At 62.0% G+C, this 12,961-nt stretch carries 13 protein-coding genes; 2 read left to right on the forward strand and 11 right to left on the reverse strand.

Annotated elements, in window-relative coordinates; genetic code table 11:
• Window positions 1-124: 124 nt before the first annotated feature.
• A complete protein-coding gene (locus MOP87_RS00940) occupies window positions 125-400 on the forward strand; it encodes a polyhydroxyalkanoic acid system family protein (RefSeq protein ID WP_242810017.1) in 276 nt (91 codons plus the stop codon).
• Between the two features lie 54 nt (window positions 401-454).
• On the opposite strand, the gene phaZ is transcribed toward MOP87_RS00940, so the two are convergent.
• The 5 genes from phaZ to hslV form a co-directional block, all read right to left on the reverse strand.
• On the reverse strand, window positions 455-1,267 hold the full coding sequence (phaZ, locus tag MOP87_RS00945) for a poly(3-hydroxyalkanoate) depolymerase (RefSeq protein WP_042139516.1): 813 nt from the start codon (window positions 1,265-1,267) through the stop codon (window positions 455-457).
• Window positions 1,268-1,329: 62 nt separating this feature from the next.
• A complete protein-coding gene (phaC, locus tag MOP87_RS00950; protein ID WP_027914042.1) occupies window positions 1,330-3,006 on the reverse strand; it encodes a class II poly(R)-hydroxyalkanoic acid synthase in 1,677 nt (558 codons plus the stop codon).
• Window positions 3,007-3,265: 259 nt separating this feature from the next.
• Window positions 3,266-3,643, reverse strand: coding sequence for a DUF971 domain-containing protein (locus MOP87_RS00955; protein ID WP_023532890.1), 378 nt, complete (start codon window positions 3,641-3,643; stop codon window positions 3,266-3,268).
• 134 nt (window positions 3,644-3,777) lie between these two features.
• On the reverse strand, window positions 3,778-5,121 hold the full coding sequence (gene hslU, locus MOP87_RS00960) for an ATP-dependent protease ATPase subunit HslU (RefSeq protein WP_023533050.1): 1,344 nt from the start codon (window positions 5,119-5,121) through the stop codon (window positions 3,778-3,780).
• 75 nt (window positions 5,122-5,196) lie between these two features.
• The gene (hslV, locus tag MOP87_RS00965) at window positions 5,197-5,727 is read right to left on the reverse strand and encodes an ATP-dependent protease subunit HslV (protein WP_023533032.1); all 531 of its coding nucleotides are present in this window, start codon (window positions 5,725-5,727) and stop codon (window positions 5,197-5,199) included.
• An 869-nt stretch (window positions 5,728-6,596) separates the two neighbouring features.
• Between hslV and MOP87_RS00970 the strand changes: the two genes are divergently transcribed.
• Window positions 6,597-7,466 carry a DMT family transporter gene (locus MOP87_RS00970; protein ID WP_242810018.1) on the forward strand — a complete coding sequence of 290 codons (870 nt, stop codon included), beginning with the start codon at window positions 6,597-6,599 and terminating at the stop codon, window positions 7,464-7,466.
• Window positions 7,467-8,108: 642 nt separating this feature from the next.
• On the opposite strand, the gene MOP87_RS00975 is transcribed toward MOP87_RS00970, so the two are convergent.
• Genes MOP87_RS00975 through MOP87_RS01000 form a run of 6 tightly spaced genes read right to left on the reverse strand, consistent with a single transcriptional unit; the run spans window position 8,109 to window position 12,914 of the window.
• On the reverse strand, window positions 8,109-9,380 hold the full coding sequence (locus MOP87_RS00975; protein ID WP_145279384.1) for a dihydroorotase: 1,272 nt from the start codon (window positions 9,378-9,380) through the stop codon (window positions 8,109-8,111).
• Complete coding sequence (locus MOP87_RS00980; protein ID WP_027914040.1) at window positions 9,377-10,381, reverse strand: aspartate carbamoyltransferase catalytic subunit; 1,005 nt, start codon at window positions 10,379-10,381, stop codon at window positions 9,377-9,379. Before MOP87_RS00980 ends, MOP87_RS00975 begins: the two co-directional genes overlap by 4 nt.
• 12 nt (window positions 10,382-10,393) lie before the next feature.
• Window positions 10,394-10,912 (reverse strand): bifunctional pyr operon transcriptional regulator/uracil phosphoribosyltransferase PyrR, encoded by a 519-nt coding sequence (gene pyrR / locus MOP87_RS00985; protein ID WP_023533003.1) that lies wholly within the window; start codon window positions 10,910-10,912, stop codon window positions 10,394-10,396.
• 49 nt (window positions 10,913-10,961) lie between these two features.
• On the reverse strand, window positions 10,962-11,399 hold the full coding sequence (gene ruvX / locus MOP87_RS00990; protein WP_023533019.1) for a Holliday junction resolvase RuvX: 438 nt from the start codon (window positions 11,397-11,399) through the stop codon (window positions 10,962-10,964).
• Complete coding sequence (locus MOP87_RS00995) at window positions 11,399-11,968, reverse strand: YqgE/AlgH family protein (RefSeq protein WP_242810019.1); 570 nt, start codon at window positions 11,966-11,968, stop codon at window positions 11,399-11,401. Before MOP87_RS00995 ends, ruvX begins: the two co-directional genes overlap by 1 nt.
• A 46-nt stretch (window positions 11,969-12,014) precedes the next feature.
• Window positions 12,015-12,914 carry an energy transducer TonB gene (locus tag MOP87_RS01000; RefSeq protein WP_027914038.1) on the reverse strand — a complete coding sequence of 300 codons (900 nt, stop codon included), beginning with the start codon at window positions 12,912-12,914 and terminating at the stop codon, window positions 12,015-12,017.
• Window positions 12,915-12,961: the final 47 nt, after the last annotated feature.

The following is a 12,961-nucleotide window of genomic DNA, read 5'->3' on the forward strand; positions in this document are numbered from 1 at the left end:
ATCGCTTCACCGAAATTAATTGACGCCATTCTAGGGCGAACGAGCGGATTTGTCTTGGCGGGGTGTACCGCCAGGCGGGGGCGGGCATAATGTCGATTATGTCTACATGTTCAGGAACACCCGCATGACCCAGATCAGCGTCGAACGCAAACACATCCTTGGGCGCGACGCCGCCCGTGCCAAGGCCCAGGCGCTGGTGGATCGCCTTAGCCGCGAGTATGACCTCAAGGCCTCATGGGATGGCGACCGCGTCGATGTGGCACGCAGCGGTGCGAACGGCAGCGTCCACATCGGCCAGGACAGCATCCGTGTCGATCTCAAGCTCGGCATGATGATGTCGATGATGAGCGGCACCATCAAGGGCGAAATCGAACGGGCGCTGGACAAGGCGCTTGCCTGAATCTGGACACCGGCCATTCGGCCCGGTTCGCCGGGTGATGGCGAACGGGGCGTTTCAGGTGGGCTCGGCAAGAAATTTCATGATGACCGGCGCGATGGCGTGCGGCCGGGTGATCAGAAACAGATGACCATCATCGATGATGTGCAACTGCGCGTTGGGAATACGCCAGGCCAGCAGACGCATGTTCACCAGCGGAATCAACGGATCGTCATCCCCGGCCAGCACCAGGGTGGGCTGGCGGAGCTTGTGCAGCCAGTGGATGCTGGTCCAGCCAACTGCTGCGAACAGTTGCCAGTAATAACCCAGCTTGCCAGCCGAGCGTGCCGTGGCCGCGTGCTTTAGCGCCAGGTGCGGATCCCGGCGAAACCCGCCGCCATACACCAGCGGCGCGATGCGCATGACATGCGCCGGGTCTACGTACCGGCGGGGGCTGGCCATGCTCCACAGCACCTTGGGCTTGCCAGGCACCATCACCGCCCCTGCCGCCGTGGCGGCCAGGATGAGTTTTCGGCAGCGCTGCGGGTAGTCATGGGCGAATTGCTGAGCCAGCCCACCTCCCCACGACACACCGATGACGTTGACCTGGCCGTAATTTAGCGCGTCGAGCAGCCGAGCGGCGAGCCGGGCAAGCCCTGAAAACCGATAGGGCCGCTGCGGCGTGGATGAACCGCCCACACCCGGGGCATCGAAGGCGATGACCTGCAGGTCGGGGTCCAGTGCCTCGATGAACGGAAATATCAGCTCGAAGTTGGCCCCGATGCCGTTGAAGATCAGCAAGGGCGCCAGGGTCGACTGACCTGGCCGCACGACGGTACGGATGGACAGGCCATCGAGCTCGACCGTTTTGAACACGTAGGGTGACGGCATGCGCATGGCTCCTGGAGCAGGTAAACGCCTTGGCACCGCGCAGGTGGCCACGGCGCAGGGGTTCAACGCTGGTGCACGTAGCGGCCTGGCGCAGACTCGGCTGCAGGATGACTGGGGCACCCCAGGTGGCCCGGCGCCTCGATCAATGCCCCGGCCCGCTCGACCAGCCAGCCCTGCCAGTGCAGCCACCATGAATCGACATGCCTGACGGCGTCCTCTTGCCACGCCAGCGGATCGTCATGCTGGCCACCGCCGGCCTGAAAGCGCGCCTTCGGGTTGCCTGGCGGGTTGATGATGCTCTGGATGTGCCCGCTGTTGGAGAGCACGAACTCGACCTTGCCGCCGAACAGTCGCGCCGAGCGGTAGCAAGCCTGCCAGGGCGTAATATGGTCGGCATTGCCCGCCACGCTGAAGAGATCGCACTTGACCTGCTTGAGGTCGATGGCGGTACCGCAAACGGTGATGCCACCGGGACGGGTGAGCGGATTGCCCCTGTACATCTCGATCAGGTCGGCATGGAATGCGGCGGGCAAGCGCGTGGTGTCGTTGTTCCAGTACAGGATGTCGAACGCTGGCGGCTCGTTGCCGAGCAGGTAATTGTTGACCCAGTAGTTCCAGATCAGGTCGTTGGGACGCATCCAGGCAAACAGCCGGGCCAGATCGCTGCCCTCGAGCACCCCCGCCTGCTGGGATTGACGCTTGGCCGCATCCAGCGCCTGGTCGTCGACGAACAACGCCAGCGCGTTGTCGAGCGTGGCGTCCAGCACGCTGACCAGCAAGGTCAAGGCATTGACCTTGGTTTCATGGCGCGCCGCAAGGTGGCCCAGCAGCGCGGTGCAGGTGATGCCCCCTGAGCATGCACCGAGCATGTTCAGGGTCGCACTGCCGGTGATGCTCAGCACGGCGTCCACTGCCTCGCCCAGTGCTCGCACATAGGTGGACAAGTCCCAATCGCGCTGCGCCCTGGTCGGGTTGCGCCAGCTGACCATGAAGGTCTGTTGGCGGGCGTCCAGGCAGAAGCGCATCAGGCTTTTTTGCGGGCACAGATCAAAGATGTAGAACTTGTTGATCTGTGGGGGCACCACCAGTAATGGCCGTTCATGCACCTGCTCGGTGAGGGGGCTGTACTGGATCAATTCCAGCACCTCGTTACGGTACACGACCGCGCCGCGACTGCTGCCCAGGTCCTTGCCCACCTCGAAAGCATCCATGTTCACCTGGCGGGGCATGCCGCCGTTGTGGACCACATCCCTGGCCAGGTTCGACAGGCCATCAAGCACGCTTTTGCCGCCGGTCTCGAAGAAACGCTTGAGTGCGGCAGGATTGGACAGGTTGTTGGTAGGCGCCAATGCTTCGGTCATGAGCTGGATGACGAACTGCCCACGGCTGATGTCCTCAGGGGGCAGGTCACTGCTGCTGATCCACGCCTGGAGTTCGTTACGCCATGCCAGGTAGCCTTGCAGGTAGCGTCGGTAAAGCGGGTTCTGTGACCAGGTCGGGTCGCTGAAGCGGCGGTCATCGCTGGCAGGGGCGAGGCTCGATTTGCCCAGCACCACATTCTTCAGTTCGAGCCCGAAGGCAAGCGCGTGCTTGGCACTGTGCAAGGGCTGGCGTACGGCCTGGCGCAGCACGGTCTGGGCCGTGCCCAACAGGTCCTTGCGTTGAACGCCGACCATCGGGTTCAGGCCCGCGGCGCGTTGCGGGGCCTGCTGCTGATCTTCATTGTTTTTGTTACTCATCCGCGACGCTCCGTTGTCTGAGACGAGTACCGGCTGCCGAGGGGTGCACCGACGTGTCCCCGATACCGCTACTCGGGTAATCCGTGACCACGTCCTGCACTGCTACGGGCGATCAGGCGCCTGCCGCGCCATGCTGGTAAATGGCCACCTCTACTGGTTACCCGAGTTTCAGGCGCGAAGCAACCTGGCGCTGTCGTATGTTCCTTATCACTGTCAGTTGGGTCGGCATGGCGGGCGAAGGCGTTTGCCAGGAGAACAGTTAAAGCATCAGCTTGACCACGGATTCCGAAGGGTCTCGCGTCTTGCCGGCCTTGTGCAGTGCCTCAAGGTATTCGGCCCACAAGACGTCCTGACGCAGACACAACTGTTCCAGGTATTCCCAGGTGAACAGACCACTGTCATGGCCATCGTCGAAGGTGAGTTTCAGGGCGTATTGCCCAGCCGGTTCCAGCCCGACGAGGCCGACGTTGACCTTGCCAAACTGCAGGATGGGGTTGCCGTGCCCCTGGACTTCGGCCGAGGGGGAGTGCACGCGCAGGAATTCGGCGGGCAGGTGGTAGACCTCATCGGGCCCATAGGTGAGGCGCAGGGTCTTGGAGGCTTTGTGCAGGTTGATGGCGGTAGGCATGCGAGCCATGGGCGTGATCTCTGTTTGAGTTACACACCGCACGCTACCCGCTGCACGAAATGCTCGCCAGCTTCTTGAGCAAAAAACCTGTTTTGCCAGGCTGCAAGCGTCGCACGGGGCGCTTGCAGCCTGGCGCGGGCCCGTTACAGGATGTAGCGGGACAGGTCTTCGTTCTGGGCCAGCTCGCCCAGGTGGCTGTTCACATAGGCTGCGTCGATCTGGATCGGCGCTTCGTCATGGGCACTGGCCAGGTCGCCGGCGCTGAACGACACCTCTTCGAGCAGGCGCTCAAGCAAGGTGTGCAGGCGACGGGCACCGATGTTCTCGGTTTTCTCGTTGACCTGGTAGGCGATTTCGGCCAAACGCTTGATGCCATCCTCGACGAACTCGATGTTCAGCCCTTCGGTCTTGAGCAGTGCCTGGTACTGTTCGGTTAGCGAGGCATGCGGCTCGCGCAGGATGCGCTGGAAATCTTCCGGGGTCAGGGCCTTGAGTTCCACGCGGATCGGCAGACGACCTTGCAGCTCAGGCACCAGGTCGCTCGGCTTGCTCAAGTGGAACGCGCCCGAGGCGATGAACAGGATGTGGTCGGTCTTGACCATGCCCAGCTTGGTGTTGACCGTGCAGCCTTCAATCAGCGGCAGCAGGTCGCGCTGTACACCCTCACGGGAGACATCGGCGCCGCCGACATTGCCGCGCTTGGCGACCTTGTCGATCTCATCGATGAACACGATGCCGTGCTGTTCGACCGCTTCCAGCGCCTTGGCCTTGAGCTCTTCTTCATTGACCAGGCGACCGGCTTCTTCGTCGCGCACCATTTTCAGCGCTTCGCGAACCTTCAGCTTGCGCGACTTGCGTTTGCCCTTGCCCATATTGGCGAACAGGCTCTGCAACTGGTTGGTCATTTCTTCCATGCCAGGGGGGGCGGCGATTTCGACGCCCACGGCATCGGCCACCTCGATTTCGATTTCCTTGTCGTCCAGCTGGCCTTCACGCAGGCGCTTGCGGAACAGCTGGCGGGTATTGGAATCGGAACTGGTCTGGGCGGCTTCCTCGCTGAAGCTGCTGGCCCGTGCCGGTGGCAGCAGGGCGTCGAGGATGCGCTCTTCGGCGGCATCCTCGGCGCGGTGGCGCACACGGATGATTTCCTGCTCACGCAGCATCTTCAGAGCAGCGTCGGCCAGGTCGCGGATGATGGATTCCACATCGCGGCCCACATAGCCCACTTCAGTGAACTTGGTGGCTTCGACCTTGAGGAACGGGGCATTGGCCAGCTTGGCCAGGCGCCGGGCGATCTCGGTCTTGCCCACGCCGGTGGGGCCGATCATCAGGATGTTCTTGGGCGTCACTTCGGCGCGCAGCTCGGCAGGGAGCTGCATACGGCGCCAGCGGTTGCGCAGGGCGATGGCCACGGCGCGCTTGGCGTCGTCCTGGCCGATGATGTGACGGTTGAGCTCGTGGACGATCTCGCGGGGGGTCATGGACATGATCAATAGGGTCCTCGTACGAATGATTCAGCGTGGAAAAGCCCCGTCACCGAGACGGGGCGCCAAAGCAGCTGATCACTCGGCCAGGTCCTGCTCCTCGATGGTCAGGTTGTGGTTGGTGAACACGCAGATGTCACCGGCGATGTTCAGCGCGGTCTCGGCGATTTCGCGGGCCGAGAGGTCGGTCTTGTTCAGCAGTGCACGGGCTGCGGCCTGGGCGTAGGCGCCGCCGGAACCCATGGCGATCAGGCCGTCTTCGGGCTCGACCACGTCACCGTTGCCGGTGATGATCAGCGAGGCATCCTTGTTGGCCACCGCCAGCATGGCTTCGAGGCGGCTCAGGGAGCGGTCGGTACGCCATTCCTTGGCCAGTTCCACGGCCGCGCGGATCAGGTGGCCCTGGTGTTTCTCCAGTTGGCCTTCGAAGCGTTCGAACAGGGTGAAGGCATCGGCAGTGGCGCCGGCAAAGCCCGCGATGACCTGACCGTGGTACAGGCGACGCACTTTCTTGGCGTTGCCTTTCATCACGGTGTTGCCGAGGGATACCTGGCCGTCGCCGCCCATGACGACTTTGCCATTGCGGCGGACTGAAACGATGGTGGTCAAGGGAGAGTCTCCACGCAGCGGGGCGAAAATGCCTGTTGCAAACTCATATGGGGGTGCAGGACGGGATTTCAACCGCGGGGGATGAACGGTTCGAGGGGGAGCGGGTGCGGGATCAGTAACGGGGTATTGCCCAAATTCTGAGAAACGCTGAGATGGGGTACACAGCAGCCCAGGATTTTGGTTCCGTAGCCCGTATCGTTGGGGCCGCGGTATGGCTGAGAAACCGGACTAGCCACACTGCGCAGAGTGAACGCTCCCGTGTCGCAATTGGCTTTTTTACTGTCTGTTATCAGCACAGGTTACCGCGATGCTCGGTTTCCACCAGGCTATCGGTGCGGTCATGACGGCGTAAGTGTTTCACGACCTGTTCTCGATGGAGCATGCATGACGTCGATGGATCGGCAGATTTGCTCATCTGTTTCTTACCCCGATCTTCTTTGCCTGCTCGGGTATCCAGGTTTCGCTGAGCACTTTGAACGAGCCCTTCGGCAGTGGCTGTTGTGATTCCTACTAGGGGGTACGGGGGGCAAGGTGCTGGGCTCATATATCGGTGCAAGAATATATGGATTGAAATCAGTTTATTCCATTGAGGTTGGGGTGTTGATGAACACGAAAGGGCTCGTGGAATTAGTATTACTTAGTGTAGGACTTCAGGTGGGAGTGTTGTCTGAAAGTTCCTACAGTGTTCTGTTGATGCTGGCCTTTGCTTCGACAGTGTTAACTAATCCGTTAATTTCGCTTTTGAGTAAGTGTTCTGGCAGGAATGCCGTTGTGGATAAAGCGCCGTCGCGTAGAGGTGTTTGATTTTTGGCGTAAGTCCGATTATCGTCTGGAGAAGCCTAGGAGCACTCATAATAAGGAAGGCTGCTTTGGACGTATTAATGGGGTTGTTAGCGGCGGTATGTTGGGGGACGACAGATTTTTTGGTTGGCGTTAACGCTCGAGCGGTTGGGGTAAAGCGGGCGGTGTTTTTCGGGCAGTTTTTAGGGCTCTTATTAATGGGCATGATTGTTGTAATTTCAACCAGTCAGTGGGAAAAGCTCATTTCTTCGCCCTGGCGTGCGATAGGGATGGGGGTAGTTGCTTCTTTGTGTACCGTGGTGGGAGCACTCGCGCTGTCGAAATCTTTTGCTATCGGCAAAACTGCAGTTGTAGCACCTTTGGTCACCTCCTATGGCGTTTTTACCACACTGTTGGCGTGGCTGAGCGGTGATGCCCTGTCAGTCTGGCAGGTGAGTGGTATTTTCGTTTGCTTCTTTGGGGTTTTACTGGCCAGTCGCAGTGATCATGGAGGTGATTTCGAACGCAAGACCACCAGCACGACCTCAGTAGGGTTCGCTTTGCTGGCGGCCATGCTTTACGGCATGAGCTTCTGGATCCAGGGCAAGTTTGCCTTGCCGGCTCTGGGGCCGGTGAACATGCTGGCGCTGGGCTATGCAGTGGGGGTCATTTTGCTCATTCCTGAGGCTTTCAGGCTGCTGCGGCACCTCGCAACGATCAGGTTCAAGACCTTTGGCTCCCTATGTGGCGCCAGCCTGTTCAACCTAGGGGGATTCTCCGCTTTTTCCTGGGGAGCACTCAGTGGTTCGGTTTCTGTTGTTACCGTGATCAGCACCCTGTCGGGCGGTATTGCCGCAGTTCTGGGGTATTTCTTTTACCGCGAGCGGCTGTCGGTCATTCAGCTTGGCGGGATCAGTCTGGTGTTGTTAGGGGCTGTGCTTCTGCATCTTTATGGTTGAAGTTTTTCGACGGTGCAGACGATGGCGGCGATTTTTGGACTTTTGCGGGCAATGCCAAGGGCTTATGTTTTCGTTGTTGGGCTGTAGACAGGAGTGGTCCTAATAATGGACTATCGAGGCTACCTACCGAAAAGCCATGTGGATAAGTTGCCCTGCATGGCGGCTTTTGCAATTGTTGTAGAAACGGGGAGTTTTGTTCATGCATCGGCCCGTCTAAGTTTGACCGCACCGGCAGTCAGCAAGCAAGTGTCCAAGCTTGAGAACGCCTTTTCGATTCGATTGCTGGAACGCAGTACGTGTAGGTTGAAGGTTAATGCCGAGGGTGCGCGAAATATATTCGCACTGAAAAGAGTTGCTGGAATCTTCGGCCACTGTATTTAGGTTGAAGGAAAGCTTTCTCGAAAGCCCGCAAGGGCTTATTCGTATCGCGGTGTCCCGCTCATTGCATGGAAGATGTCATCAACCAATCCCGTGGTTTCTAGCGCAATCTCCGGATGTCAATGTTCAGCTCATTTCCAATGTGGGCGCGTCGGACTTCTTCTGTCCCTCAGGAGCGGTGAGCCATAACGGCTGTGCCAACGATACAAGCTGCGAAGCTGAAGCCCTAAACCGCCCCGCAGCCCGTTGACCGGCCTACCTCGCTCACGCCTCGTGACAGACGCGCCCATCGACCAACGTATAGCGCACAGCACCCGGCAGGCAGTGCCCGATGAACGGGCAGTTGTCGCCACGGGAGTACCAATGCTCACCCGCCACGGTCGAGGCCTGTGGATCGAATACCACCAGGTCAGCCGCTGCCCCCACCTGCAACCGGCCAGCCGGCAGCCGCATCGCTTCAGCAGGACCGCAGGTCAGGCGCGCCAGCAACGTGGGCAGGTCGAGCAAGCCATCCTGTACCAGCGTCATGGCCAATGGCAGCAACACTTCCACGCTGCTGATACCCGGCTCCGTGGCGCCGAACGGGGCCAGCTTGGCATCGCGCTCATGAGGCTGGTGATGGCTGGCGATCGCCTGGATCACGCCGGTTTTCACCGCCTCGCGCAGGCCATCGCGGTCGGCAGCGCTACGCAGTGGCGGTTGCACGTGGTACAGGCTGGAAAATTCACGCAGCGATTCGTCGGTCAGGATCAGCTGGTACAACGCGACATCGGCAGTCACCGGCAGGCCAAGGCTTTGCGCCTGGGCGATCAACCGGGCGCCACGGGCGCTGGTGATCTGGGTGAAGTGAGCGCGAACACCTGTCTGCTCCACCAGCAGCAGGTTGCGCGCCAAGGCCACGGTTTCGGCAGTTTCAGGGATGCCGGGCAAACCCAGGAAGCTGGCCATGGCCCCTTCGTGGGCAAGGCCGCCCTGGGCCAGGTCGCGGTCCTGGGAGTGGAACACCACCGTCAGGTCGAACGTGGCGGCGTATTCCAGCGCACGGGCCAAAGTGCGGTTGTTGGGTATTTCCTTAAGGCCATTGCCAAAAGCGACGCAGCCGGTGTCGCGCAGGCCTACCAGTTCGGCCAGCTGCTCCCCCTCCAGGCCCTTGGTCAGCGCACCAATCGGGTAGACCTTGCTGTTGCCCGCCTCGCGGGCGCGGTCCAGGATCAGCTCGGCCACTGCCGAGGTGTCCAGGGCCGGGCGGGTCTGCGGCGGGCAGCACAGGCTGGTCACGCCACCGGCCACGGCCGCGCGGGTCTCGCTGGCGATGGTGCCTTTGCGGCTGTAGCCGGGCTCGCGCAGCGACACGCCCAGGTCCACCAGGCCAGGGGCGACGACCAGGCCATCGGCCTGAAGGGTGCGGCTAGCAGCAAAGCCAGCGGGCGCGGCGCCCATGGCGGCAATGCGGCCACCCTCCAGGTGCAGGTCGGTGACCTGGTCAAGGCCGCTTTGAGGGTCGATGACCCGGGCGCCAAGAATGCTGATGCTCACTGGGCGATCTCCTGGTCGAGTTGACGTTGTACGTTTTGCCCGCTCATGGCCATGGACAACACGGCCATGCGCACGGCGATCCCGTAGGTAACCTGGTTCAGGATCACCGAATGCTTGCCATCGGCCACGGCCGATTCGATTTCCACCCCACGGTTGATCGGGCCGGGATGCATGACGATGGCGTCCGGCTTGGCGCCTGCCAGGCGGGCGGTGGTCAGGCCGAACAGACGGTAGAACTCGCCTTCGCTGGGCAGCAGGCCACCGGTCATGCGCTCACGTTGCAGGCGTAGCATGATCACCACGTCCACATCCTTGAGGCCTTCTGCCAGGTCGGTGTACACCTTCACGCCATACTGCTCGATGCCGACGGGGATCAGGGTTTTGGGGCCGATCACGCGAATGTCCGGGCAACCCAGCGCCTTGAGCGCCAGCATGTCCGAACGCGCCACGCGCGAATGAAGGATATCGCCGACGATGGCAACCGATAGGTTCTCGAAGCCGCCCTTGTGACGGCGAATGGTGAGCATGTCGAGCATGCCCTGGGTCGGGTGCGCATGGCGGCCATCACCGCCGTTGATCACGGCAACCTCCGGGCACACGTGCTCGGCAATGAAGTGCGCCGCGCCCGAATCCGAGTGGCGCACCACGAACATGTCGGCCGCCATGGCTTCAAGGTTGCGCAAGGTATCGAACAGCGTCTCGCCCTTGCTGGTCGAGGAGGTCGACACGTTCAGGCTGATCACGTCGGCCGACAGGCGCTGGGCGGCCAGCTCGAACGTGGTCCGGGTTCGGGTCGAGTTCTCGAAGAAGACGTTGCACACCGTCTTGCCACGCAGCAGCGGCACTTTCTTCACGGCGCGGGCGCCGACTTCCAGGAAGGAATCGGCAGTGTCGAGAATTTCGGTCAGCAGTTCGCGGGGCAAACCGTCAAGCGAAAGGAAATGGCGCAGCTGGCCCTGATCATTGAGCTGCAGCGGGCGCTTGGCGTCGATTGGCGTCATCGCGGGGGACTCTTAAAGGGCGGTAGCGGGGGCGAGGTCCTGGCGCTCGAGGGCGAGCGGCGTGGGTCCGGTCAATTTTACCCGTTCATGGGCCGCCAATGACAAGGTGGCGCCGAGCACATTCGGGCGGATGGGCAGCTCGCCTGCATCCAGGTCCAGCAGGCAGACCAGGGTGACGCTGGCCGGGCGGCCATAGTCGAACAGTTCGTTGAGGGCGGCACGAATGGTTCGACCGCTCATCAGCACGTCGTCTACCAGCACCAGGTGCTGGCCTTCGATTTCGAACGGCAGCTCCGAGGGGCGCACCTGCGGGTGCAGGCCATTCTGGCTGAAGTCGTCTCGATAGAACGACACGTCAAGCGTACCCATGGGGCTGGTGTCGTCCATGGCCTGTTGCAACGCCTGGGCCACCCACACACCGCCGGTGCGAATGCCGATGTAGCGTGGCTCGGCGATGGCGCGGCGGGCCAGATGGGCGCGAAGGTCGACAGCCATCTGCCGGATCAGCGCGGCAGGATCAGGTAGGCTCATTGCAGGTTCCTCGGAAGGGTGCGCCGGAGGCATCCGGCCGCGAAGATGATCAGGTATTGGCCTCCAGCCAGCCTTGCAGCAGCAGGGCGGCGGCGATGGCGTCGACCGGGTTGTCCCGGTACGTGCCGCGCTGGCCGCCACGGGCCATGCGCTCGCCCTTGGCCTCGAACGTGGTCAGGCGTTCGTCATGGGTATGCACCGGCAGGTTGAAGCGCCCATTGAGGCGGCGGGCGAATTTTTCGGCGCGGGCGCTCATGTCGCTGGGGGTGCCGTCCATGTTCAGCGGCAGGCCGACGACGATGGCGTCAGGTTTCCATTCGGCGATCAGGCGCTCGACCTGGGCCCAGTCCGGCACGCCATTCTGGGCGCGCAGCGTACACAGCTCACGGGCCTGGCCGGTGACCGCCTGGCCGACAGCAACGCCAATCTGCTTGGTGCCATAGTCGAAGCCCAGCAGCAGCCGGGGTGCGGCAAGTGCGTCGGCCATCAGGCGTGGCCCGCTTGGCTGGTCAGCAGGTGAAGGTTGATGCCAAGGCTCGCGGCCGCCGCTTCCAGGCGCAGCTCGCTGGTCATGGCAAACAGGATATCCGGGTCGAACGCACAGTTGAGCCAGGCGTTATCGGCCAGTTCGGCCTCCAGCTGGCCCGCTTCCCAGCCGGCGTAACCCAAGGTGATCAGGCTCTTTTCCGGGCCCACGCCTTCAGCGATGGCGAACAGCACGTCCTGGGACGTGGAGAGCGAGAGGCCCTGGAGTTCCACCGTGGCCTGGTAGCTGCACTCGCTGGTGTGCAGCACGAAGCCGCGGTCGGTCTGCACCGGGCCACCTTGGTAGATGGGCACCTGCAGCGTGCTGGTCGGCGGGGTTTCGTCCGGGCGCAACTGCTCGAGGATGTCGGCCAGGTTCAGTTCCTGCGGCTTGTTCACCACAAGCCCCATCGCGCCATGAGCATTGTGCTCGACGATGTACGTGAGGGTCTGGGCGAAGTTCGGGTCGGCCATGTGCGGCATGGCGATCAGGAACTGGTGCTTGAGGTAGCTCGGCGTGAGGTTCTTCATGGGGGATAGTGTGGCGCCACCCGGCCACAGCTGCAAGCGTGCCGGCTCAGTTGCTGGACAACCGATCGCCTCTGGCGAAGCGCCAGGTGCGGATGATTTCCAAGCGGTCGTACTCGGCCAGGTCACCGGTGAACGGTGCGAACGGTGCAGCCAGGCGCACAATGCGCTGGGCCGCCTGGTCCAGCACGGGCTGACCGGAGGATTCGAGCACCAGCACTTCGTAGAGTGACCCGTCGCGGTTGATCGAGACCATCATGCGCAGGTTGCCGTAGATCTGCTGCCGGCGTGCCTCGTCAGGGTAGTTCAGGTTGCCCACGCGTTCGACTTTCTTGCGCCACTCCTCCTTGTACCAGGCGCCCTTGTCGCGCATGGTCGAGGCCGCATTCAGGCGATGGATACGCGGGCGCTTGGCATATTGCTGCTGCTCGTTGGCAAGCTCGGCTTCAAGGCTGGCGATCTGGCTGGACAGCTGCGAGCTGTCGAACTCGCGCACGGGCGTGCTCGGCTTGGGCTGGGGCTTGCTTTCCCGGGGCTTGGGCTCGACCTTCTGCGCCTTGGGGGCTTTGGTCGCGACCGCCGACTTCTGTGGAGGCGGCGGTACCTCGGGCCTGGCGGCAGGAGGCGGCGTGATCTTGTTGATCTTGGTGTCCTGGAAAGGCGCAAGCTCGGTGGTCTTGGGCACGGCCTTCTTGTCCAGGGTGCCGCTGCCTTGCTGGTTGTCCTGCGCCTGGAAATCAGCCTTTTCCGGCGGCTTTTCGCTCTTGAACGTGGCCAGGGTGATGTCCATGGTGCGGCTGATCTGCGCCGGCTTGACCACGGTAAAGCCCACTCCGAGGATCAACGCCAGGTGCACCAGCGCCGCCAGAAACAGCGTGAAGCCCAGCCTGTCCACCGGGCGAACGCGGGGCGGCAACAGGTCGGCGGGGATGTCAGCGGGCAGCGTCATCAGGTATCCAGGGGCATCGTCGAGCTACAAACGGCACGCGACAGTCA

This window comes from Pseudomonas sp. I3-I5 (assembly GCF_022699445.1).
GTDB lineage: Bacteria > Pseudomonadota > Gammaproteobacteria > Pseudomonadales > Pseudomonadaceae > Aquipseudomonas > Aquipseudomonas fulva.

Excerpts from the sequence above, each read along its gene's own strand:
- MOP87_RS00940 (WP_242810017.1), top strand. The coding sequence starts at position 125 with ATGACCCAGATCAGCGTCGAACGCAAACACATCCTTGGGCGCGACGCC.
- phaZ (WP_042139516.1), bottom strand. The coding sequence starts at position 1,267 with ATGCCGTCACCCTACGTGTTCAAAACGGTCGAGCTCGATGGCCTGTCC.
- phaC (WP_027914042.1), bottom strand. The coding sequence starts at position 3,006 with ATGAGTAACAAAAACAATGAAGATCAGCAGCAGGCCCCGCAACGCGCC.
- MOP87_RS00955 (WP_023532890.1), bottom strand. The coding sequence starts at position 3,643 with ATGGCTCGCATGCCTACCGCCATCAACCTGCACAAAGCCTCCAAGACC.
- hslU (WP_023533050.1), bottom strand. The coding sequence starts at position 5,121 with ATGTCCATGACCCCCCGCGAGATCGTCCACGAGCTCAACCGTCACATC.
- MOP87_RS00980 (WP_027914040.1), bottom strand. The coding sequence starts at position 10,381 with ATGACGCCAATCGACGCCAAGCGCCCGCTGCAGCTCAATGATCAGGGC.
- pyrR (WP_023533003.1), bottom strand. The coding sequence starts at position 10,912 with ATGAGCCTACCTGATCCTGCCGCGCTGATCCGGCAGATGGCTGTCGAC.
- ruvX (WP_023533019.1), bottom strand. The coding sequence starts at position 11,399 with ATGGCCGACGCACTTGCCGCACCCCGGCTGCTGCTGGGCTTCGACTAT.
- MOP87_RS00995 (WP_242810019.1), bottom strand. The coding sequence starts at position 11,968 with ATGAAGAACCTCACGCCGAGCTACCTCAAGCACCAGTTCCTGATCGCC.
- MOP87_RS01000 (WP_027914038.1), bottom strand. The coding sequence starts at position 12,914 with ATGACGCTGCCCGCTGACATCCCCGCCGACCTGTTGCCGCCCCGCGTT.